Here is a 23349-nt window from a genome sequence, read left to right as displayed (position 1 = left end):
TTCTTGTACGACACAATCCTAGGTGCGTTCCCGAACCGTTGTCAAGGCTGAAAAAAGCCACTTGACCCCACTGTGAAAGCCGGCGTAGGTTTATCTCACAGCGAAACACTATTCCTACAAAAGAAACGGAGTACACCTGATGATCCCTGCAAAAGCCCTGCTGCACAACTGGAATGCGCTGCCCCGCGAAACCGTGCGCAAAGGCGTCGAACGCGTGGCATTCCGGGGTGACGACACCCTGTGCGTGATGAACTGGCTGAGCCCCGGGATGGATGTGTTCCCCCACAGCCATACCTTCGAGCAACTGGTGATCATCGTGCAGGGCCGCGTGCGCTTTCACCTCGACGACGAAGTGGTCGAAGGCGGACCAGGGAGCATGATCCGCATCCCGCCGCATGTTGTGCATTACGCAGAGCCGCTGGGTGACGAGGTGGTGATGAACCTCGATGTGTTCGCGCCGATCCGCGACGACTACCGCCACCTGATCGAGTATCAGGCCGCCGAGTTCGATACCGGCAAGGGTGAGCCGACATGAGCTTCGCCCTGCGCCTGCGCCAGGGCGAGCCGCTGCTCAGCGCCTTCATAAAGACACCCAGCCATGCCGTGATCGAGATTGCCGGCGATGCCGGACTGGACGCGGTGGTACTGGACGCCGAGCACGCGCCCTTCGATGCCGCCGCGCTGGACATCGCCCTGCTGGCCTGTCGCGCCGCCCGCACCGGCGGGCTGGTCCGCGTTCCGGACAAACGCCCGGCCACCCTGCAGCAAGCCCTGGACCTGGGGGCCGACGGGCTGGTGTTGCCTCACATCATCAACGCCGAGCAGGCCCGCTCGGTGCTTCAGGCGTTGCATTACCGGGACGGTAGCCGCGGCTTCTCCAATTCCCCCAGGGCGGGTGGCTACGGACGCGCCAGCCTGGCCGAACACCTGAGCGCAGAGGACGGCAGGCATGCGGTGATCGCCCAGATCGAAGACCGCGAGGCACTCGAACATCTGGACGAGCTGGCCCGCCTGGAGCGCATCGACTGCCTGCTGGTCGGCCGCGCTGACCTGAGCGTGTCCCTGGGTGCCGAGCGGCTCGACGATCCCCGGGTCGAGGACGCCGTGAGCCGGGTCCTCGACGCTGCCCAGGCAGTCGGCAAACCCACCGGCATGTTCGTTTCCTCCAACGAAGACCTGCAACGCTTCGCTTCCCGCGGCGTGAGCTTCTTCATCCTCGGCTCCGACCAGGCACTGCTGCGTGCCGGCTGGAGCCAGCAAGTTCGCCACTTTCACGGGTCGGCACGCTGACCTGCATCACAACAAGAGAGACCTTCCATGAATGCCATCATCGATACCAGCAAAGAACGCCAGGCCCATATCGACAGCTTGCTCCAGGGCGCCATCGACCTGCACTGCCATAGCGGCCCGTCGGTCATGCCGCGCTACTGCGACCATGTCGAAGCCATGCGCGAAGCGTCCGAAGCCGGACTCAAGGCCGTGCTGCTCAAGGACCACTATTACAGCTGCACGCCTGTCACCCATCTGCTGAACAAACACTTCAGTGAACTGAAGGTGCACATGCTCTCCGGTGTCCCGCTGAACAACGCGGTCGGGGGACTGAACGTGCATGCCGTGGAACATGGGCTGAAGCTCGGCGCCCAGCTGGTGTGGATGCCGACCTTCTCTTCGGCCAACCATATTGCCCATCATCACCAGGACGTGAAGTTCGTCGATAAATTCCCCCAGACCACCCAGCGCATGCTGCAGCCGATTCCGCTGACCGTGCTCGACGACGATGGTCGGCTCAAGGACGAGGTCAAGGCCATCCTCGACCTGATTGCCGCCCAGGACGTGGTGCTCTCCGCCGGCCACCTGAACATTCGCGAGATCTGGCCACTGTTCGAAGAAGCCCGTCAGCGCGGTGTCAAACGCCTGCTGGTCAACCACCCCACCTACGTGGTCGATGCGACGCTGGACGACATGCGCCAATTGGCCAGGGACGGCGTGTACATGGAGCACTCGATGTGCATGTGGGTACCGGGCTCGAAATTCAAATTCTACGACGACACCTTCCTGCGTGAAGTGATCGAAGCCGGCACAGTGGACCTCACCATTCTCGGCTCCGACCTCGGCCAGCAGGGCAACCCCGGCATCGCCGACGGATTCCGCAACGTGATCGGCCAACTGCTGGACCTGGCGTTCAGCGATGAGGACATTCGCAAGATGACCTCCGGCAACGCCGCCCGCCTGATGAACCTGTGAGGGCAAGGGCATGACACGACTGACGACGACGATCGGCCGGCTGACCCTGAAAAATCCGGTGATCTGTGGGGCTGGCGAGCAGACGATGACCGCTGACGCCATCCGCGCGGCCCTGGCCAGCGGAGCCGGGGCCGTGGTGGCCAAGTCCACCAACGAGTCCGCGGCGGCAAAAGAGCAACTGGACAAGACCGACTATGTGTTGCTCGACGCCCAGTGGAACCGCCTGCCCTGGGACTTCAAGCCACCCGCGCAGGCCAGCCTGTTTGGCCGCTCCGGCCTGGTTCAACGTGACTTCGACGACTGGCTTGAAGAACTGCGGGTGCTGGACCGTGAAGCCCGTATGCAGGATGCCTACGTGATCCCCAGCCTGATCCTCAGCGACCTGGAGCAGTGCGCGGGCTTTGCCCGGCGCATCGAGCAAGCCGGCTTGCGGGTGCTGGAGCTCAACATCGGTGCCCCCCATGGCGAAGAAGCGGCCAAGGGTGCGATCGTGCTGGAGCGCGGTGCGGAACGAATCGAAGCCATCGTTCGCCGCCTGCGCGAAGCGACCTCCCTGCCCCTGTGGATCAAGCTCACGGGTCAGAGCGAGGACGTGGTCGGACTGGCTCAGGCGGCCCGGCGCGGCGGCGCCGACAGCGTGGTCATGATGGGGCGTTTCATGGGTTTCCTGCCGGACCTGGAAACCGGCCTGCCGCTGCTGGGCACCAGCGCCGCCATCGGCGGTTCATGGGCCCTGCCGCTGACCGCACGCTGGCTGATGCAGACACGCCGGGCGATGGGCGACGACTACCCGCTGATCGCCACCAATGGCGCACGCAGCGGACTGGATGTCGCCCGCTTCCTGCTGGCCGGCGCCTGCGCCACCGAGATGACGTCGGCGGTCTTCACCGGGGGCTATCAGGTGCTGAGCGACGCCATCGAGGAACTGGATGCCTATGTGGCGAAGCGCGGATCGACCGTGACCGAGTTGCTGGGCAGCGCGGCCGATCAGGTTCAAACCTATCAGCAACAACCCAGCCGACCCGGCTGGTGGGAGGGTTTCGCCCCAAAGTGCCAAGGGTTTCCCGGTTGAAACGGGTGTGCCGGGAAATCACTGACAGCTGGCGGCTGATGTCGCCCTGACAGGAGGCGTTTGATAGAAGAGCGGTTTGGACGGGCCTCGATTCTCTTGGATTACCCGACGCCTCTCCTCACCTGCATTGATTCGCCTTCGAATCAATGCAGGTGAGGAACGCGGCATCAAATTTTGAATTGCTCCAACAAACTTTGCAGACGATTACCGATCACATTCAGCTCATCAACTGTCTTGAGAAATGAACAATCCACCCCCGGTCACCCCCTTGCTGTCGATGACCCCATTGAACAGCGCCCAATCAGGTGTTTTTTCCCTGGGCTGAACTAACGCTGGATCCGAAACTGCTTCGGTGACAGTCCCGTACCGCGCTTGAAAAAACGCGAGAAGTAAGCCGGTTCGGAAAAGCCCAGGCTGTCGGACACCTGGTGGATGGTCATGGTGGTGTAGACCAGGTCGCGCTTGGCCTCCAGCAACAGTCGCTGGTTGATCATCTGCAAGGCGGATTGCCCCGAAAGACGTCGGCAAAGCGCGTTGAGATGAGCCGCACTGATCCCCAGGGTGGCCGCGTAATGCTCGATCGGCAGGTGCTCGCGAAACTGCGTTTCCAATGTCCGGGTAAAGCGCTGCAGGTACTCACGGCCCCGGTCAAGCTGCCTGGGATCTGGTGACGACCGCTCCAGATTGCGACGGCTGAGCCAGACCGACAGCACCGTGATCAACGACTGCAGCATCGGATCACGGCCGGACTGGCTTTGAACGTATTCCTCGGTGATGGCAGCGTACAGGGTGTCCAGGTACTGCTGTCCGGCACCGACGGTGTAACAGGCCGCCCTGCTCAGCACCGGGGTATTGAGCGAGGCCCCCAGTTGTTCGGCCAAGGGCTGGGCCAGGCTGAGGACGTGGCCCTGAATATCTTCGGAGAATTTGAAGGTGTGCACGCTCAACGCGGGAACGACCTGCAGCGAGGGTGAATCCACGTAGATGACCACGTCTTCGACCTTCAGTGTCGCTTGGCCTGCCTGCACGTATAGCAGCTGCACCAAGTCGCTGTGACGATGGGGTTTGATCTCCCAGCCGTGCAGTTTGCTGCGTTCGGGAATCGACTCGCAATGAATCAGGTCGGGCGTCGGCCAAGCGCCGGTTTCGCCGTAAAGCTTGAACACCGGAACCGCTGCGGCCACTGATTTCGACATCCGACACCCCTTGACGATCATCCACGAAAAGTCCACGGAATGCGTTTGATATTGCCTTCTTATCCTGGCTTTATCCATCAAAAATACAGGAGACAACAATAACAATGCGCTGAAGCGCGTGCGCCTTCAGCGCGACAGAGAGGTTGCTGGAATGAAAACCAAAGTCGCCATTATCGGGGCCGGCCCATCCGGTCTTTTGCTCGGTCAGTTGCTGCATCGCGCAGGGATCGACAACGTTATCATCGAACGCAAGAACCCTGACTACATCCTCTCCAGAATTCGTGCCGGCGTGCTGGAGCAAGGCATGGTCGATCTGTTGCGCGAAGCGGGCGTCAGTGAACGCATGGACGCCAATGGGCTGGTACACGATGGCTTCGAACTGGCGTTCGACGGACGCTGTGAACGCATCGACCTTAAAACCCTGACCGGTGGTAAAACGGTCATGGTCTACGGCCAGACCGAGGTCACCCGTGACTTGATGGATGCCCGGGCCCGCGCAGGGGCGACGACCCTCTACGATGCCGACAATGTGCAGCCCCATGGCATGAAGAGCGAAAGTCCTTATGTGACCTTCGAGCTCAACGGTGAAACCGTTCGCCTGGACTGCGACTACATTGCCGGCTGCGATGGCTTCCACGGCGTATCACGGCAGTCGATACCGCCAGAGACATTGAAGATTTTCGAGCGGGTCTACCCGTTTGGCTGGCTCGGCGTCCTGGCAGACACCCCGCCGGTGAATCATGAACTGGTCTACGCCAACCATGAGCGCGGCTTTGCCCTGTGCAGCATGCGCTCCCCGACACGCACGCGTTATTACGTTCAGGTGGGTGCGCAGGAAAAAGTCGAGGACTGGTCGGACGAACGCTTCTGGGACGAACTCAAACGCCGCTTGCCGCCGCCTCTCGCCGGACAATTGGTGACGGGACCCTCCATTGAAAAGAGCATCGCCCCACTCCGCAGTTTCGTCGTTGAACCCATGCAGTACGGCCGGCTCTTCCTGCTGGGGGATGCTGCCCACATCGTCCCGCCCACCGGTGCAAAAGGACTGAACCTGGCGGCGAGCGATGTCAGCACCCTGTATCGAATCCTGCTCAAGGTCTACGGTGAAGGTCGCACCGATCTGCTGGAACGATACTCGCAAATCTGTCTGCGCCGCGTCTGGAAAGCCGAACGTTTTTCCTGGTGGATGACCTCTATCCTCCACCGGTTTCCAGACACTGATGACTTCAGTCAGCGCATCCAGAAAACCGAACTTGATTACTACATGAGCTCGACAGCTGGCCGCCAGACCATTGCGGAGAACTACGTCGGCCTGCCTTACGAAGCGATCGAATAATCTGCACGCATCGTTCGATAACGCATCATGCCCGGGGCATTTCAGCGGCTTGTGTGAAATGCCCCGACCATGCTCACCGGCACGGGCTGCCTCGATGGCGGCGTCCGGCAAGTGCGTGTCGGAAAGGTTGACTTGCGTCCGGAACGAGGCGATGTAACCGCGGCCGCCACCGTCCACTCCCACGGGTTGCCCCTCGTCCTCAGGCACCTTCAGCAGGGAGTCCAGTTCCCGAAGGTTTGTGTTTTTCCTGACGTGGTTGCCCTTGGCAGTCACCACCAGGCGCAGGGGGATTCGCCCTCCGGCTCAGTGTTGCAGTCAAGCTTCAGCGCGAAATCGGGACGCAGCCTGATTGCCGAATCAAAGGTTGAGACTAAACTGACCCGGACTCCAGCCAGGAGGCCCCGGGATGAGCAGGATTCTGATCGCCGACGAACAACCACTGATTCGTCACGCCATACGCCAGTTGCTCGAAGTACAAGGGCACTCGGTTGTCGCCGAACTGGATGATGGCGCAGATGCCTTACGGCAAGCTCTGCGGATCGAACCGTCTCTGTTGATTCTCGATCTGGCGCTGCCGCGTCTTGGTGGCCTGGAGATCATTCAGCGATTGCGTCAACAAGGCTGCAAGGTGCCAATCCTGGTGCTGACGGCGCAAAGCAACGAACACTTCGCCGGTCTGACCCTGCAGGCGGGCGGCACTGGCTTCATCAGTAAACAGGATGATCTCAATGAACTGGTCGAGGCTGTGCGCACGCTGTTGCATGGTCACAGCTATTTCCCCAGTCAATGGGTGGGCAGCGTCGCGCCACACATCGGCCTCAAAGCCGAAGAGGAGCAATTGCGCAGCCTGTCCGCCCGCGAATTGACCGTGCTGCGTTACCTGGCCAATGGTCGCAGCAACAAGGAAATTGCCGATAAGTTGGCCCTCAGTGATCGCACCGTCAGTACCTATAAAACACGCCTTCAGCAAAAGCTGAATGTCGACTCCCTGGCTCAACTGCTGGAGATCGCATGGCGACAGGGCCTGTTGGGGGGTATCGCAACGCAGTCAGAAACCGGCGCGCCGGATAACGCGCAATTTCATCACATGTTTGATGCCATGCCCTTCCCTGTTGCCCTACGCGATACTGAAGGCTGTCTGCTGGCCTGCAATGGCCGGTTCCTGGAGTTCCACGACATCAGCCCGGAACAGGCCACTGGGATGCGCATTATCGACAGCGATATGCTGCCGCCGGACCAAGCTCTCAAACTCCACACCCGTTACTTGCAGAACATAGCGCTGGAGCAACCTTACTGTTCTGATGAAATCCTGGACTACCAAGGCCGACGTATTGCCATTCGAACCTGGCAGGTACCTTTTCGTGACGACCAAGGAAACCTGATCGGCATGCTCTGCTCGACGGTAGATCTCTCCGAGCAGGACCAGCAGATCACCGCCCTGACCCAGGCCCAGGAGTCAGGCAAGGCAATCAGCCGCACCCGCACTCAGTTCCTGCACGATACTGGTGAGCACCTGCTGACCTTGATCCGATCGATTCAGAAGTCCGTACGTCCGCTGGTCGTTCAATGGCCTGATAACAAAAACGTGATCAAGGCCCGGGCCCAACTGCAGACGCTGCACGAACAATTTGAGGTGTTGCTGGATCTGGTGCGCATCGAACGGGGAACCCTCGTGCTGATGCCCCGCGCCGCTGAGCTGGGTCGACAGACCGATCTTGAAATCGCCGACTTCAACAACCGTTATCCGGGGTCAGTTCTGTTGACCCCGGCTCCATCGCCCGCCAGGTGTTGGGTTGACGCGCCCCGTTACCGGCAATTACTGCGGGCGCTGCTGGAATATTGCATCGACCTGGGACTACCGGACCTCAAGGTAGTGTGTCAGATGACTGCATCCGCCCAGGCCGAACTACTCTGGGAGTTGAGCGTGGAACCAGGTCCAACGTCGCGAGCCGAGGGACTCGCCGACGGTCTGGACCTGGATGAGATCAACCCGCGACGCGCGCTGTGCTCCCACCTTGCGGCGCTCATGGGCGGTGCGCTGGAACTCGAACAGCCAGCGGCTGAGCGCCCGCTCGCCCTCCTCTCCCTGCGGTTCACCCAGTCGGGTTGACGCGCAAGATGTTCCTGTAGGGATTGCACTACAGAAGACACAGGAAGTTACGACAGACCCTAATACCCCTGAGGCGAAAACTCTGAGCAACTCAATTCATCAGAGATTTCGCCATGACTACTTACACAAATACCACGCATGGTGCCCTTACCCACCTGCGTCGCAACAAGCTGGCTACTGCACTGAGCATGATACTGGCCGGCCTTTTCAACATCAGTGTCACCGATGCGCAAACCGCAGATTGGGCGACGATCCCCGGCACCCCTGACACTCCACCCTTCGACCTTGCAATCGCCATGAAGGCACTGCGCAATGCGCCCCAGGTTTTCCTGCTCGGTGCCACCGTGACCACGGCCGGCGGTGTTGGCATCGCCACTGACGGTGACCACAGCGACGAGTCGGTCACGTTACGTGCCGCGAACGCCACCGGCGTGCAAGCGCTGTCAGGCATCGCAATCAACTTCGATCGCGGCAAGGTGGACAGTGGCTCCACCAGCACGGTCTCGGCCAACGGTCAGCGTGGTTTGCACGCCGTCGACGGTGGCCGTATCGAAGCGCGGAATGCCAACGTGATTCTGATTCCGAAGAACACGGCGAATGTACCGCTCAATGTCAGCAACATGACCGGCGTCATTGCAGAGAATGGCGGCCAAATTGACTTGACCAACGCTACCATCAGCATGGGTGGCGCCTCAGGCAGCAACAACACCGGCCTGATCGCCCGCGGCGCCGGTAGTCGGATCGACTTCAAGGGCGGCGACGTCAGCACGGTTGCCAAGGGCTCCCGTGGCGCGGTGGCCCTGGAAGGCGGCCAGGTGCACCTGAGCAATGGCACGACCATTCAGACCTCCGGTGCCGCCACTTCGGACACCGCCAGTCACGGCCTGGTAGCCGATGGCGCAGGCAGCAGGCTTTCGGCCGATTCCGTCTCGGTCGGCACCACTGGTTCCGCGGCCAATGGTGTGCGGGCCACCCAGGGCGGCCAGGTGCAACTGAACAATGCTCAAGTCGCTACCACCGGGTCAGGCAGCCACGGGCTGCTGGCATTGGATGACGACAGCCGCATCGATGGCAACGGCGTCAAAGTGGATGTGACCGCAACCAACACCAGCGTGGTACGTGCTGAGTCAGGTGCGGCCGTCGCCTTGAAAAACAGCGAGCTGACCTATAGCAATCCCAACAACGTGAAGAGCCTCGGCATGGGTGTTGTGCACGCCGAGTCCGGTGGTTCGGTGTCGGTGGGCGGTGCCCACAGCACACTGGATGTCACCGGTGCCGGCATGTACGGCCTGCTCGCCAAAGGTGCCGGTTCGAACATCGACCTGGAAAACACAGATATCGTCATGCACGGCCTGACCGGCGGTACGGTCAATGGGCTGTCCCACGGTGTCGTGGTCAATGGTGGCGCTGCAGTCAGCTTGTCCGACAGCCGCCTGACCATCAAGGAAGATGTCTGGAATGGCAGCAAGGGCGTGAACGTTTACGATGCCGGGTCCAGATTCACCCTAGACCAGTCGAAAATTGTTTCCGAGAAAGCCGGCGCGCACGGCATCCTGGCTCAATCCCAGGCTGAAGTGAACGTCACCGATAGCTCGATCACCGCACTCAAGGACAACACCCAAGGCGTGCGCATCAACGGCGGCGTTCAGGATGCCGGCCTGCCGGCAAGCACTTTGAACGCCCGCAACATGCAAATAGAAACCTTTGGTAAAGGCGAGTCGGAAGGTCTTGTGCTCAGTACGGGCGCGCATGCCCGGCTGGAAGGCGGCTCGGTGACCACCCATGGCGACGCGGATCTGCTCGCGGGTACCCGCGCCATCGGGATTGCCTTGAAACCCAGCGGGGACGCCAGCAAACCCACTACGCTGTGGGCCGACGGTACCGCCGTCCACACCTTTGGTCGCATGGCCCATGGTGTCGGCGTGGATGACGGCAGTGTGGCCTATCTGAACAATCTGTCGGTCACGACTGAAGGCCAATCGGCCCACGGTTTGTATTCGCTGGTCGAATGGCCAGGGGACCATATTGTCGCGGGTTTGTTTGCCGACAATGTGAATGTCCGCACCTTCGGCGCCAGCGCGGCCGGTGCCATGGTCAAGCAAGACAGTGTGGCGCTAGGCGAACGCAAGGCAACCCTGACTCTCGACAACTCTTCGGTTTCCACCAGCGGCAGCAATGCCCCAGGCCTGAACGCAGTCAACGGTGGAGTACTGGCTGCTACCAACAGTGTGATCAACACCACTGGCGCCGGCGCTCATGGTGCGTACAGTCTGAGTAACGGGGAGTTTACCGCTGGCGTGCCCAGTGTCATCAGTCTGGAAAATGTCAGCACTTCAACCTCAGGTGTAAAAGCCCATGCGGCGATGGCGGAAAACGATGCGCGCATCGAGGCTGATCGGGTCACGCTGAACGCTTCCGGGACCGATTCGGCAGCCCTGGCCCTGCGTGGCAGCAACGTCCACACCCCGCATGCCAGGATCAACAACGGCATCCTGCGCAATGTCGATGGTGGCACCATCAACACCCGTGGTCCTGCGACGCTGCAACTCTCCGGTTCAAGCGTGGGTGGCAGTGGCTTGTGGCTTGACGCCGGGGCTTCGCCAAACGCGGCCGGCAAGGCTGTGATCGATCTGTCAGGCTCGGTCGTCACCGGCGCGGCCCTCACCGCTGCGGGCAGCAAGTCCGATGTCACCCTGCGCGACATAAGCATTTGGCAGCTCACCGGTTCGTCCAACCTCAGCAACTTGCGCAACGACGCCAGTCTGATCGACTTCAGCACACCACAAGGCAACCTCTTCAAAAACCTGACCGTGAACCACTACCACGGTGACAACGGCACCCTCGCCTTGAACACCTACCTGTTGAGCGATGGCTCGCCCTCCGATCGACTGGTACTCGATGGCGGCCAAGCCAGCGGCAGCACCAATCTGCAGATCAAGAACGCCGGCGGTGCCGGAGCGTTGACCACCGGCAACGGCATCATGGTGGTCGATGCGGTCAATGGCGGTACTACCCAGCCCGAGGCCTTCCGCCTGCTCAGCCAGGTCAAGGCCGGTCCTTACGAGTACACCCTTCACCGAGCCAGCCAGGACGACAGCAATGAACAGGCCTGGTACCTGCGCTCGACCAAGGACGCACCTGTTGACCCTGCCAACCCTGTCCCGGTATTTCCACAGGAGCCCAACTACCGCGCCGAAACATCGCTGTACCAGGGCGTCCCGGCCATGGCGCTACACTACAGCCGGGCCATGGTCGACACGCTGCACGAACGGGTTGGCGAAGAACGTCGACGGGCCACCGTCGACCCACTGCTCGACGAAGACGAACGTACTGCGGGCCCATCGCTGGGCTGGGGCCGAGTGATCTACAGCAACGGCAAGGACGCCACTGCCAGCTTCAACCATGACTACTCGGTGCGTGCCTTCCAGGTCGGTATCGACCTCTATCACAGCGAGGATGCCATCGGTCGTACCAACCAGGCTGGCCTGTCCCTGGGCATCGGCAGCATCGACGGCAGCGTCGATCACACTGATGGCCAGTACGCCGGCTCCGATGGCCTGCGCGCCGTCAGCCTCGGCGGCTACTGGACACACTTCACCCCGACCGGCAGCTATATCGACAGTGTATTGCAGTTGCATCGGTTCAAGGCCGAAGCCAAACCCGGTGACATGGACAAGCTGAACACCCGTGGCCATGGCGTAACCGCGTCGGTAGAAATCGGCCGGCCGTTCGTCCTCGATGCTGACAAGGAGATGTACCTCGAGCCCCAGGCGCAAGTGGTCTACACAAAGTCCAGCATCAAGAATGCCCATGATGGTGCTGCCGAAGTCCGCTTCAACGATGTCGACTCGCTGACTGGCCGCCTGGGCGTGCGGATCGACAAGGACTGGTTCCGTGAAGACGACAAAGGCGAACTGCAACGCATCAACGCCTGGGTGCGCCCAAGCATCTGGCATGAGTTAAAGGGCCAGCCGAAAACCGAATTCTCCTCGGCCGCCGGCTACGTGCCGTTCACCACAGACATGCGGGGTACCTGGGGTGAGCTGAACCTGGGTGTCGACTACCAGATCAACGACCGCACCTCCGTGACCGGCTCGTTGGGCTACCAGAAGGCTATCAAAGGCGATAGCCGCAGCTACGAAGGCATCTTGGGCATCAAGGTCAAGTTCTGACCCTGCGCGAGCCCCGAACCAGTGTCGGGGCTCTTTTTGTAGTGATTGCACTGCATCACCCTCGTGATTCGCCAACACCGCGGTGTCACCGCTGAGCGCGACCATGGCAAGCACATCAGATACAGGGGCGAATCTTCCTGAGGCGTCAGGCCATCATCGCCCCCTTCGCAGGAGATGAACCATGAGCACTTTTTTTCGAGTGATCAGGCACAAGCGCCGTCGCAGTTTATGCGCAGCAGGCTCAACGGAAGAGGTCCTGCGTGGTGCCCGCGAGGCGCTTGCGCGTGCGGTGGAAGAGCAAGAGGAAAAGAACCTCGCTTGGGTGATGCAGATGCACAGCCGGACGGCGACGCCCTTTGGCGCGTTAACCAAAGGAATGACCGATGGACGCCTGACGTCGACGTCAACAGCTGAAGCTGAAGCTGAAGCTGAAGCTGAAGCTCATAAGATCGGCGGTCAACGTTAAACGGTGAATATCGCAGGCTCCTTAGCGCTGGACGTTGGATGAACGCACATCGACGGTGGCGTATCCGGCTGCACGGGTTCCCGACCTCGCAAGGGAACACAACGCCCACGTTGTTCATATCAACACCGAACCGGCCGATACAACGGATACATTGAAGTCAGGCAAATATGATCGCAGGAAGGACGCCTCATGCTGCACGCATTCAGCCACAAGAAATCCAGGCTCTACCGGCGCTATCTCGGCCATCGCGATGAAACCAGCGAACACCGAGTGGCCGAGGAAGATGAAATCACCTCGACGCTGATGGGGCCGCTGGCTTTTCTGTCGCCTGCGGCCATCACTGCTTTCTGGGTCGCCGTGGTGCACCTGCGCAATCCCGAGTTCCCCTTCCCCACTGAGGCACCGACTCGTGCCGACATGCACTTTTGGCCACGTAAAGGCCGGATCGAGCCAGACCTGCGTGTGGATCTGACGTGGGGCTCACATACACAGATCCTGCTGGTGGAGTTCAAATGGCGTGCGCCCTTGAGCGGGAAGGAGCAGCTGCACGACCAGTGGGAAATCTACCTCGACGCGGATGAACAGCGCCGCGCGCTTCATCTGTTCATTGGCCTGGACACCAGCGAAGCGACCAACGCCTTGAATCGCCGGGACGCCTGGAACGGCAAGCTGCTCATGCGCTCCTGGTTTGACATCCTGACCGCCGTAACCACTATCCGCTCGGGGACGGGACTGGAACTGCGACGATGGAGCGAGCAGGTTCGCAAGTGCCTGAAACTGCTGGCCGTCGAGCCCTTTGGCGGCTTCGAATCCCTGTCAATACCGAAACTGCCAGCCGTTGCCGGCCATGTTTTTTTCGCTCGACCTGAGCCATCCAAGTCTTATGAGTGCACTTCCCATGAGTGAAACCGGTAAAGCCCTGTCTGCGTCCATCGCGTTCGTGTCCAAAGTCGGCGAGGAATGCGAAGCGCTGGCCAATTTGATCAAACAGGAGATCAGCGATCTATTGGGTAAAAACCCGCTGAACACACGCTACACACCCGGTGCGTGGTCAAGCAGTTATCGGACGGACAGCAGTGGCTGGATTTTCAGTGACGCGGCCTGGACGTTGCCCCTCACACCCAAGCGCAAACAAAAGCCAACAGCGCATTTAGCGTTCCAGATGAGCTTTCTTTGTGACAATGCCGAAGGTGGCTTCAGTCCCGAGCCTCTGCTTCATATCAACCTGTGGGATGCCCCCACGGATGTGAGGAATCAGAATTACATGGGCTTCGAAATGGGGGGCGTATCGCCCAGGTCTTTGCCCCGTTTTCAAAGGGGCACCGCGCGCCTTTTTCGATGGGAAACGGACAAGGGTGCAGCGGACCACTGGACGTACAGCTTGCGGCTGGCAGACATCAACAACCTGGATGACATCCGCAGCCACATCTGCACGCTGATCGCGACGCTGCTTACCAACGTCGATGAAGGCGAGGCGGCACTGGACGAAACACCGAGCATCGTACGCTGGTCGACGGTGGAAGATGCGGAGGACTACTACCGCTATTACCGGGTCGTTCTTTAGCATCGACTGATCAGAACGGGCGTGGCGCCCACGCCCGACTTGGGTAATTACCGTGATCTGTGCGCGAGTTTCCGGATGTGGCGTACCCCGACGACGGCTTGTGGCGAGGGGCTGTCGCAACGATTGGAACGCCTGCTCTCACAGAAGGGATTCCCCCACTTTTTGGGTGCTGCGCATAATCTCTCTCAGTGCGTCCAGTAAAGCGGAAGCCGCAGGTGACAATGTTGCGTCTGCTAGTCGGGAAACACCGATTTGCTCCAGAATCAGAGGTTCGAACGCCGGGAGGCGAATGAGCTCTTTACTGTGCGCGGGATCAGAAACAACTGACTGCGGCAATATCCCAATAAAATCAGTCTGTTTTAACAACCAAAGTATATTGAAGAATGATGCTGTTTCTATCGTTGCATGAGGTGGATTGATACCCTGCCGATGAAAAATATGATCGAACTGCTTGCGCAAAGTCGTTTCGATTGGCGGCAGAATCCATGCTTCACGCGCGAGTTCTTCCAACTTGACCTCCAGTTGCCGAGCAAGAGGATGGTCACGCCGCACTACGATGATGGCGTTTTCACTGAAAAGCGCCTCCTGAGCGACTACGATACTTGAGCTGACATCGGAAAGTCTCCCAATCAAGAAGTCCAATTCGCCCGAGATGAGCCGAGGTATCAGTTCGCCGCTTATACCATCGATGATTTTGATACGGATGCTGGGGCGGCTTGCCCAGAGTCGTGCGATAGCGGCAGGTACAAGATAACTTGATCCCGTTAACACGCTTCCTATAGCGACACGCCCGGCATGCCCTTTGCCAAGAGCGTCGATGGCTTGGGATACGTGATCCAGTTGGGCAAGAATCGTCCGGCTGCGCTGCACAAAATCCCGACCCAGCTCTGTCGGTGTAACGCCCCGACGATTCCGCGTGTAGAGCTGAGCCCCTACAGACTCTTCCAGATCCTGCAGCAGCTTGCTCGCCGTGGGCTGTGAGAGGTTCAGCGAGCGTGCGGCGTGCAAAACGCTGCCATATTCAAACAATGCAATCGCCAGGCGGAAATGCCTGACTGTGGCCCATTTTTCCAACCGTTCCAGGCTCATGTGGTATTCCCATAACCGATATCACATCTAATATATTCTAGATTTACGAATACCATAACCCCTCCTAGAATGTGCGTGGCTTGCTGGCTCGTTCCAATCGACTACTTGTGAAGTGTGCAAGAAAGTCTTGTTCCAATTGATATAGAGCTTCTGGAGTACGACTCCTTTTGAGTCGGGCGGCCTTATGTAAAAGCTTTTGGATTCATTACTTGCTATCAATGTGAGAGGAGTAAATGTTGCATGAGCGTAAAAAATCTGGACACAGTAAAGAACTACTTTAAATACTGTGTCGACGGTAAGGATGCAGAGCGAGTTTCCGAGTACTTCGATGACAATGTAGTTGTGCATCGACCAGACTGTGAGGCTCCGATTGGCGGCCTGGAGAACTTTAAGCGGGCCTTGAGTGCCAATGTTCTCGATCGATACCAGACAATTGAAACTACGTTCAGCAAAGAAGTTGTCACGGATGATGTTGTTGTCGTCGCGCTGACACACCGTGCAACTGGCTCGAATACTTGGCACGGCTTTAATGTAGAAGGCAAGAGCCTGACCTGGACCGCTCTGACGTATTTTCGGTTTAACGAAGAGGGAAAAGTGATCGAAGAGATAGTTGAGCGGAACGAACTGTTCATGGCAAAGCAACTCGGAATCATCAGCTACGAGTAACCTGGTTAAACGCCAAGGGGAAATAAATCCACCGTGGTGAAATTATCTTCTCCACGGTGGTCAGAGGCCGCTTTTGACCGACGCCATCCCTGCGCGCCCACAACAATCGCCCAATCCCTCCCACCTCACTGTCTAGCGCCCTGCTGATACTCACGAGGCGTACACCCGAACTCACGACGAAACACCGTGTGCAGATACTGTGCGGATTTGAAGCCACAACGGCGGGCAACGTCTGCAATCGCTGTCTCGGTATTTTCCAACCCTCTCGTAGCCGCCGCCAATTTGAAACGCAGAATTTCGTCGTGCACGCTGCAACCTCGTACGGTGCGAAAGTGTGACTCCAACGATGAGCGCGACACGCCGACATACGCCGCCACTTGTGCCGTCTTGATGCCCTGGCAGGCATATTGGCGGATAAACAGCAGTGCTTGCATGACGTAGGGGTTGCCCAACGGTTGGTGCAAGCTTGACACCTGAACGTTGATCGCATCTGGCGGGATCAGGATGTGCGTGCCCGTGGACGGCATGCCGTGCAGCATCTGGTGCAGTAGTTGCGCGGCGGTGCGGCCCATGGTTTCGGTGCCCTGGATGACCGAACTCAGGGGGACTCGGGTCAGGCTGCGTGTCAGGGGGTCGTTGTCGATGCCGATCAACGCCACCTGCTCCGGTACGGTGATTCCGGCGGTCAGGCAGGCTTGCAGCAATTGGCGAGCGCGGGCGTCACTGACGGCGATGATGCCGATGGGCTTGGGCAGGCTTTGCAGCCAGGCGATCAGTTGTTCGACGGCGCTGTCCCAGAGCGGAGCGCTGGTGCCCATGCCGCGATAGACCTCGGCGTGCAAGCCATCACGCTGCATCAGTCGTCGAAAGGCTTTTTCCCGCTCTTGAGCCCAACGATTGGCCTGCGATTCCGGCAGGCTGAAGCAGGCAAAACGCTGCAGTCCGGCCTCGATCAAGTGCGCGTACGCCAGGGAGATCAGTGCGTCATTGTCGGTGGCGACGTAAGGAACTCCTTTCGGATAATCGCGCTCATCCTGATAGGAACCCCCCACCGCCACCACGGGCAACTTGATGTCGGCCAGCGCCTCGCCAATCAGCGGATCGTCGAAGTCGGCAATGATCCCGTCACCTTGCCAGCGCTCGATCCCTTTCAAGCGGCAGAGAAAATCCTCTTCCAGGAACAGGTCCCAGGACGCACGGGTGCTGCTCAGGTAGTTGCCGATGCCGCTGATGATGCCCCGGTCATAGATCTTGCTCCCGTTGAACAACAGTGCGATGCGGTGAACAGGCGGTACTGTTTTCATTGTTTTCAGGCTTGTTCCAGAGCCCCTTCTCACGGAGGCGGTTTGCACAGACTAGGCGCGCAGACGGCGAACCTCAATACGCAAAATCGCACTCCGTGTTGGTGATTTTCATAATCAGCAGGGTTGGGGCCGTTGCTAGTATCGAGAAACCGACAAGAACAACAAGGACATTGCCAATGCTGTACTTCCCCGATGTCGACAAGATTCGCTACGAAGGCCCTGACAGCGATTCTCCCCTCGCCTTCCGTCACTACGACGCTGACAAAATCATCCTCGGCAAACCCATGCGCGAACACCTGCGCATGGCCGTCTGTTATTGGCACACCTTTGTCTGGCCGGGCTCCGATGTGTTCGGCGCAGGTACTTTCAAGCGACCATGGCAACACGCCGGCGCCCCGATGGAGCTGGCCATTGGCAAAGCGGAAGCCGCGTTCGAGTTCTTCTCCAAACTCGGCATCGACTACTACTGCTTCCACGACACGGATGTCGCCCCGGAAGGCAATTCGCTGAAGGAATACCGCAACCACTTCGCGCAGATGATTGATCACCTGGAGCGACACCAGGAAGAAAGCGGGATCAAGTTGCTGTGGGGAACCGCCAACTGCTTCAGCAACCCACGCTTCGCCGCCGGCGCCGCCAGCAACCCGGACCCCGAAGTATTTGCCTTCGCCGCTGCCCAGGTGTTTAGCGCCATGAACGCGACCCAACGCCTGAAAGGCTCCAACTACGTGTTGTGGGGCGGTCGCGAAGGCTACGAAACCCTGCTCAATACCGACTTGAAACGAGAACGCGAACAACTGGGGCGCTTCATGCGCATGGTGGTCGAGCACAAGCACAAGATCGGTTTCAAAGGCGACCTGCTGATCGAACCCAAGCCGCAGGAACCGACCAAACACCAATACGATTACGACAGTGCCACGGTGTTCGGCTTCCTCCAGCAGTTCGGCCTGGAAAAGGAAGTCAAGGTCAACATCGAAGCCAACCACGCGACCCTGGCCGGTCATAGCTTCCATCACGAGATTGCGACGGCCGTCTCGCTGGGAATTTTCGGCAGCATCGATGCCAACCGGGGTGATCCGCAAAACGGCTGGGACACCGATCAATTCCCCAACAGCGTCGAAGAAATGACCCTGGCCACCTATGAAATTCTCAAGGCCGGCGGGTTCAAGAATGGCGGGTACAACTTCGACTCCAAGGTTCGCCGCCAGAGCCTCGATGAAATCGATCTGTTCCATGGTCACGTCGGCGCAATGGACGTCCTCGCCCTGTCCCTGGAGCGGGCTGCCGCCATGGTCCAGAACGATCAGCTTCAGCGGCTCAAGGATCAACGCTACGCCGGCTGGCAGCAGCCGTTCGGGCAGGCGGTGCTGACGGGCGAGTTCAACCTCCAGTCACTGGCCGAACATGCCTTCGCCAACGAACTGAATCCGCAGGCCGTCAGCGGCAGGCAGGAAATGCTCGAAAACGTCGTCAACCGGTTCATCTATCGCTGATCGCCAACGGAGTCTGCGGGCGCAACAACGCTGTGACATTCGCACGACAAATCTGTGTCCATTGCGTCTGCCGATTCTCTACAGTTCTACCAGCCCGAGACTCATCGTCAGGCAGTGTCTTTCAAACAAAAATAAAAGGACGCACCACCATGAAGAATGTAAAACGCGCGTTATTGGCCAGCGCCCTGGCGCTGCTGTCGCTGCCGGTAATGGCCGACGCTGCCCACCCGAAAATCGGTTTCTCCATTGATGATCTGCGGCTGGAACGCTGGTCGCGTGACCGCGATTACTTCGTTGCGGCGGCGGAGAAAATGGACGCCAAGGTCTTCGTACAGTCGGCCGACGCCAACGAGCAAAAGCAGATTTCGCAAATCGAAAACCTCATCTCACGGGGCGTCGATGTCATCGTCATCGTGCCGTTCAACGCGACGGTGCTGACCAATGCCGTGGCCGAAGCGAAGAAAGCCGGGATCAAGGTCGTGTCCTATGATCGGCTGATCCTCAACGCGGATATCGATGCCTACATCTCCTTCGATAACGAAAAGGTCGGCGAGATGCAGGCCAGCGGCGTGTTGCACGCAGCGCCCAAGGGCAACTACTTTCTGCTCGGCGGTGCGCCCACCGACAACAACGCGAAAGTCCTGCGCGAAGGTCAGATGAAAGTGCTGCAACCGGCCATCGACAAGGGCGATGTCAAGATCGTCGGCCAGCAATGGGTCAAGGAATGGAACCCTACCGAAGCGCTGAGCATTGTTGAAAACGCCTTGACCCGTAACGACAACAAAATCGACGGCATCGTTGCCTCCAACGACGCCACAGCAGGCGGTGCCATCCAGGCACTGGCGGCTCAGCAACTGGCCGGCAAGGTGCCGATTTCGGGGCAGGACGCAGACCTCGCAGCCGTCAAGCGAGTGATCGCCGGCACGCAAACCATGACCGTGTACAAACCGCTCAAACTCATCGCCTCCGAGGCCGCCAAGCTTTCGGTGCAACTGGCGCGTAACGAGAAACCCGCCTACAGCTCGCAGTACGACAACGGCAGCAAAAAAGTCGACACCATCCTGCTCACTCCGACTCCACTGACCAAGGACAACATCGACTTGCTGGAACAGGACGGGTTTTACACCAAGGCGCAGATTGCCGGGCAGTGACCAAGGCATCGATCCCCGGTTATGCGAAAACCCTTGTGGGAGCGGGCCTGCTCGCGAAGACGGTGGTTCAGCCTGCATCGCGATTGAGTGTGCTGACGCCTTAGCGAGCAGGCTCGCTCCCACAAAGATGAGTGCCCTGTAAGTCTTTGGTATGCGAGCCCTCTCCATGTCCGACTATCTGCTGCAAATGAACGGTATCGTCAAAACCTTCGGCGGTGTCAAAGCGCTCAATGGCATCGACATCAAGGTCAAGCCAGGTGAGTGCGTCGGGTTGTGCGGCGAGAACGGCGCCGGCAAGTCCACGCTGATGAAGATCCTTTCTGCGGTGTACCCCCATGGCACCTGGGACGGTGAAATCCTCTGGGACGGTCAACCGCTGAAAGCGCAATCGATCAGCGAAACGGAAGCCGCGGGTATCGTCATCATTCACCAGGAACTGACGCTGGTTCCCGACCTGTCGGTGGCCGAGAACATTTTCATGGGCCATGAACTGACGCTGCCCGGCGGGCGGATGAATTACCCGGCGATGATTCACCGCGCCGAAGCCCTGATGCGTGAACTGAAAGTCCCGGACATGAACGTATCGCTGCCGGTTTCGCAATACGGCGGCGGCTATCAGCAACTGGTGGAAATCGCCAAGGCACTGAACAAGCACGCGCGCCTGCTGATCCTTGACGAGCCTTCATCAGCCCTGACCCGCTCGGAAATCGAGGTACTGCTGGACATCATCCGCGACCTCAAAGCCAAGGGTGTGGCGTGTGTCTACATCTCCCACAAGCTCGATGAAGTGGCCGCCGTGTGCGACACCATTACGGTGATCCGTGACGGTAAACACATCGCCACGACCGCCATGGCGGATATGGATATTTCACAGATCATCACCCAGATGGTCGGACGGGAAATGAGCAACCTCTACCCCACCCAGCCACACGACATCGGCGAGGTGATTTTCGAGGCCCGCCACATCACCTGCTACGACGTCGACAACCCCAGGCGCAAACGCGTCGACGATATTTCGTTCAACCTCAGGCGCGGAGAAATCCTCGGCATCGCCGGGCTGGTCGGTGCAGGCCGCACGGAACTGGTGACAGCGCTGTTCGGCGCCTACCCCGGTCGCCACGAAGGCGAAGTCTGGCTGGACGGCCAACTCATCGACACCCGCACGCCGCTCAAGTCAATCCGTGCCGGCCTGTGCCTGGTGCCCGAGGACCGCAAGCGCCAGGGCATCATTCCAGACCTGGGCGTCGGCCAAAACATCACCCTGGCCGTGCTCGACAGTTACTCGAAACTGACCCGCATTGATGCCGAAGCCGAACTGGGCAGCATCGGTCGAGAAATTTCGCGCCTGCACCTCAAGACCGCGAGCCCGTTCCTGCCGATCACCAGTCTGTCCGGTGGCAATCAACAAAAAGCCGTGTTGGCGAAGATGCTGCTGACCCAACCCCGTGTGCTGATTCTCGATGAGCCCACCCGAGGCGTGGATGTCGGCGCCAAGTACGAGATCTACAAGCTGATGGGGGCGCTGGCGGCCGAAGGTGTGTCGATCATCATGGTGTCGTCGGAACTGGCCGAAGTGCTCGGCGTTTCCGACCGCGTCCTGGTCATCGGCGAAGGCCAGTTGCGTGGCAACTTCATCAACCACGAACTCACCCAGGAACAGGTGCTCGCCGCCGCACTCAGCCAGCCTGATGGCCATGACAACAATGATCGGAAATCCGCGTAAATGAATCAGGTCAAACAACTCTTCACCCGCTACAAGATGCTCGCACTGGTGTTTGCCGTGGCGTTTATCTGGCTGTTCTTCAGCTGGCAGACCGAGGGCGGATTCCTGACACCGCGCAACCTCTCCAATCTGCTGCGCCAGATGTCCATTACCGGGATTCTCGCCTGCGGCATGGTGCTGGTCATCATCAGCGGCGAGATCGATTTGTCGGTCGGCTCATTGCTGGGACTGCTCGGTGGCCTCGCGGCCATTCTCGACGTTATCTACCACGTACCGCTGTTGGCGAATCTAGGCCTTGTGGCCCTGTGCGGACTGCTCATCGGCCTCGCCAACGGCTACATGGCCGCCTACCTGCGCATTCCGTCTTTCATTGTGGGGCTGGGCGGCATGCTGGCTTTTCGGGGGATTTTGCTGGGGATCACCGGCGGCACGACCATCGCCCCGGTGTCGCCGGAACTCGTCTACATCGGCCAGGGTTACTTGCCCCACACGATCGGCACGGGCCTGGGCGTTCTGCTGTTTGCACTGACGTTGTTCCTCACCTGGAAACAAAGGCGCAATCGCGCCCTTCATGGCCTCGCGGCACATTCACGGGTGCGTGACGTCGCACGCGTGCTGTTGATCGGCGCAGTGCTGGCCGGCTTCGTCCAGACCCTCAACAGCTACGACGGCATTCCTGTGCCGGTCCTGCTTCTGCTGGTTCTACTGGGCGGTTTCAGCTACGTGACCAGCCAGACCGTCTTCGGCCGGCGCGTCTATTCCGTGGGCAGCAACATGGAAGCGACACGCCTGTCCGGCATCAATGTGCAGGCCGTGAAGCTCTGGATTTTCGGGATCATGGGCGTAATGTGCGCCCTTGCCGGCGTGGTCAACACCGCACGCCTGGCCGCCGGTTCGCCCTCGGCCGGCAGCATGGGCGAACTCGACGCCATCGCCGCCTGCTTCATCGGCGGCACCTCCATGCGCGGCGGCTCCGGGACTGTCTACGGCGCCCTCCTCGGCGCACTGGTCATCACCAGCCTGGACAACGGCATGTCCATGCTCGATGTCGACAGCTATTGGCAAATGATCGTCAAGGGCAGCATTCTGGTGTTGGCCGTGTGGGTGGATGTGAGCACTCGGACTGGGAGGCGTTGATGCGCTGTGGGTGCAGTGGCCGACGGTAGTTCGCTTCCGGCCAGGCTTTTGACTGCCCATCCAAAACCTGCACAACCGCCGGCTCGTTCTGTGACAGGACGCCCATACACAACGGGTCGTCATTGCGGGCAATGCCGGTAACGGCAAATCAACCCTCTCCCGCACCTTGGGCAAGCGCCCCGACCTTCCCGTTGTGCACCTGGACATCCTGTACTGGAAGCCTGACTGGGTCGCCCCCGATGCCGAGCAGTTTCGCTTGAGCGTCAGCGAAGCGATCGCTACGAATGCCTGGATGTGTGAGGGCAACCATGCCCTTCATACATTCGAGCTCCGTAGGGAGTTTCGATCGTGGCTACCGTCCTACTGGGGTCGATGGCGGCCCTTCGCGCCAGGCAACAATCGGCCAGGAGCGGACGCGCGAACCATTACCCCAACGAGCAACTGACAACGCGTAAGAATGATGATCGCAGTAATACGCTGAACCCCAACAACTCGGCGCACAAAGCAACGATCAACAACCGGTCCTCCCAGATGAACCCCAATAACACAAGGTATCCGGGCCCCAGGAGTGACTGATAGAGCGCCGCACTTTTCTCGCCTGCAGAGAAAGCTGTGCGCTCGCTTCC

The 23349-nt window shown here is 59.5% G+C and carries 18 protein-coding genes and 1 pseudogene; 16 read left to right on the top strand and 3 right to left on the bottom strand.

Annotation, left to right across the window (positions count from 1 at the left end; translation table 11 throughout):
• Positions 1-139: 139 nt before the first annotated feature.
• The 4 genes from IB249_RS26225 to IB249_RS26210 are packed head-to-tail and all read left to right on the top strand — an operon-like array spanning position 140 to position 3316.
• Positions 140-535 carry a cupin domain-containing protein gene (locus IB249_RS26225; protein ID WP_192308761.1) on the top strand — a complete coding sequence of 132 codons (396 nt, stop codon included), beginning with the start codon at positions 140-142 and terminating at the stop codon, positions 533-535.
• Positions 532-1290, top strand: coding sequence for an HpcH/HpaI aldolase family protein (locus IB249_RS26220; protein ID WP_192308759.1), 759 nt, complete (start codon positions 532-534; stop codon positions 1288-1290). The genes IB249_RS26225 and IB249_RS26220 overlap by 4 nt, the downstream gene beginning before the upstream one ends.
• Positions 1291-1317: 27 nt before the next feature.
• Positions 1318-2244 carry a DUF6282 family protein gene (locus IB249_RS26215; RefSeq protein WP_192308757.1) on the top strand — a complete coding sequence of 309 codons (927 nt, stop codon included), beginning with the start codon at positions 1318-1320 and terminating at the stop codon, positions 2242-2244.
• Positions 2245-2254: 10 nt separating this feature from the next.
• Positions 2255-3316 (top strand): dihydroorotate dehydrogenase, encoded by a 1062-nt coding sequence (locus IB249_RS26210; protein ID WP_192308755.1) that lies wholly within the window; start codon positions 2255-2257, stop codon positions 3314-3316.
• 326 nt (positions 3317-3642) lie between these two features.
• On the opposite strand, the gene IB249_RS26205 is transcribed toward IB249_RS26210, so the two are convergent.
• Positions 3643-4512 carry a helix-turn-helix domain-containing protein gene (locus tag IB249_RS26205; RefSeq protein WP_192308753.1) on the bottom strand — a complete coding sequence of 290 codons (870 nt, stop codon included), beginning with the start codon at positions 4510-4512 and terminating at the stop codon, positions 3643-3645.
• Between the two features lie 151 nt (positions 4513-4663).
• Between IB249_RS26205 and pobA the strand changes: the two genes are divergently transcribed.
• The 6 genes from pobA (at position 4664) to IB249_RS26175 (ending at position 14160) form a co-directional block, all read left to right on the top strand.
• A complete protein-coding gene (gene pobA / locus IB249_RS26200; protein ID WP_192308751.1) occupies positions 4664-5848 on the top strand; it encodes a 4-hydroxybenzoate 3-monooxygenase in 1185 nt (394 codons plus the stop codon).
• 406 nt (positions 5849-6254) lie between these two features.
• Positions 6255-7958, top strand: coding sequence for a response regulator (locus IB249_RS26195; RefSeq protein WP_192308749.1), 1704 nt, complete (start codon positions 6255-6257; stop codon positions 7956-7958).
• A gap of 113 nt (positions 7959-8071) precedes the next feature.
• Complete coding sequence (locus IB249_RS26190; RefSeq protein WP_192308747.1) at positions 8072-12130, top strand: autotransporter outer membrane beta-barrel domain-containing protein; 4059 nt, start codon at positions 8072-8074, stop codon at positions 12128-12130.
• A 181-nt stretch (positions 12131-12311) separates the two neighbouring features.
• Entirely contained in the window at positions 12312-12596 is a 285-nt protein-coding gene (locus IB249_RS26185; RefSeq protein ID WP_192308745.1) for a hypothetical protein, read from the top strand.
• 189 nt (positions 12597-12785) lie between these two features.
• Entirely contained in the window at positions 12786-13502 is a 717-nt protein-coding gene (locus IB249_RS26180; protein WP_192308743.1) for a hypothetical protein, read from the top strand.
• Positions 13495-14160, top strand: a complete 666-nt coding sequence (locus IB249_RS26175) for a hypothetical protein (protein WP_192308741.1) — start codon at positions 13495-13497, stop codon at positions 14158-14160. Before IB249_RS26180 ends, IB249_RS26175 begins: the two co-directional genes overlap by 8 nt.
• A 138-nt stretch (positions 14161-14298) precedes the next feature.
• Here IB249_RS26175 and IB249_RS26170 read toward each other — a convergent pair whose 3' ends face one another.
• Positions 14299-15249 carry a LysR family transcriptional regulator gene (locus tag IB249_RS26170; RefSeq protein ID WP_192308739.1) on the bottom strand — a complete coding sequence of 317 codons (951 nt, stop codon included), beginning with the start codon at positions 15247-15249 and terminating at the stop codon, positions 14299-14301.
• A gap of 240 nt (positions 15250-15489) precedes the next feature.
• Here IB249_RS26170 and IB249_RS26165 point away from each other — a divergent pair, with 240 nt between their 5' ends.
• Positions 15490-15915 carry an ester cyclase gene (locus tag IB249_RS26165; protein WP_192308737.1) on the top strand — a complete coding sequence of 142 codons (426 nt, stop codon included), beginning with the start codon at positions 15490-15492 and terminating at the stop codon, positions 15913-15915.
• 125 nt (positions 15916-16040) lie between these two features.
• On the opposite strand, the gene IB249_RS26160 is transcribed toward IB249_RS26165, so the two are convergent.
• Positions 16041-17219 carry a XylR family transcriptional regulator gene (locus tag IB249_RS26160; RefSeq protein WP_192308735.1) on the bottom strand — a complete coding sequence of 393 codons (1179 nt, stop codon included), beginning with the start codon at positions 17217-17219 and terminating at the stop codon, positions 16041-16043.
• A gap of 176 nt (positions 17220-17395) precedes the next feature.
• Here IB249_RS26160 and xylA point away from each other — a divergent pair, with 176 nt between their 5' ends.
• The 5 genes and pseudogenes from xylA to IB249_RS29875 all read left to right on the top strand — a co-directional run.
• A complete protein-coding gene (gene xylA / locus IB249_RS26155) occupies positions 17396-18712 on the top strand; it encodes a xylose isomerase (protein ID WP_192308733.1) in 1317 nt (438 codons plus the stop codon).
• 149 nt (positions 18713-18861) lie between these two features.
• Positions 18862-19863: a D-xylose ABC transporter substrate-binding protein gene (gene xylF / locus IB249_RS26150; RefSeq protein WP_192308731.1), complete on the top strand. Its 1002-nt coding sequence runs from the start codon at positions 18862-18864 to the stop codon at positions 19861-19863.
• A 166-nt stretch (positions 19864-20029) separates the two neighbouring features.
• Entirely contained in the window at positions 20030-21586 is a 1557-nt protein-coding gene (xylG, locus tag IB249_RS26145) for a D-xylose ABC transporter ATP-binding protein (RefSeq protein WP_192308729.1), read from the top strand.
• The gene (locus tag IB249_RS26140) at positions 21587-22723 is read left to right on the top strand and encodes a sugar ABC transporter permease (protein WP_192308726.1); all 1137 of its coding nucleotides are present in this window, start codon (positions 21587-21589) and stop codon (positions 22721-22723) included.
• 121 nt (positions 22724-22844) lie between these two features.
• Positions 22845-23057, top strand: a pseudogene (locus IB249_RS29875) (AAA family ATPase); the annotation flags it as partial.
• Positions 23058-23349: the final 292 nt, after the last annotated feature.

The sequence above is a fragment of the Pseudomonas sp. PDM04 genome (genome assembly GCF_014851765.1).
Lineage (GTDB): Bacteria > Pseudomonadota > Gammaproteobacteria > Pseudomonadales > Pseudomonadaceae > Aquipseudomonas.
The sequence above is the reverse complement of the archived record's forward strand: the minus strand, read 5'-3'. Positions and strand labels throughout refer to the sequence as shown.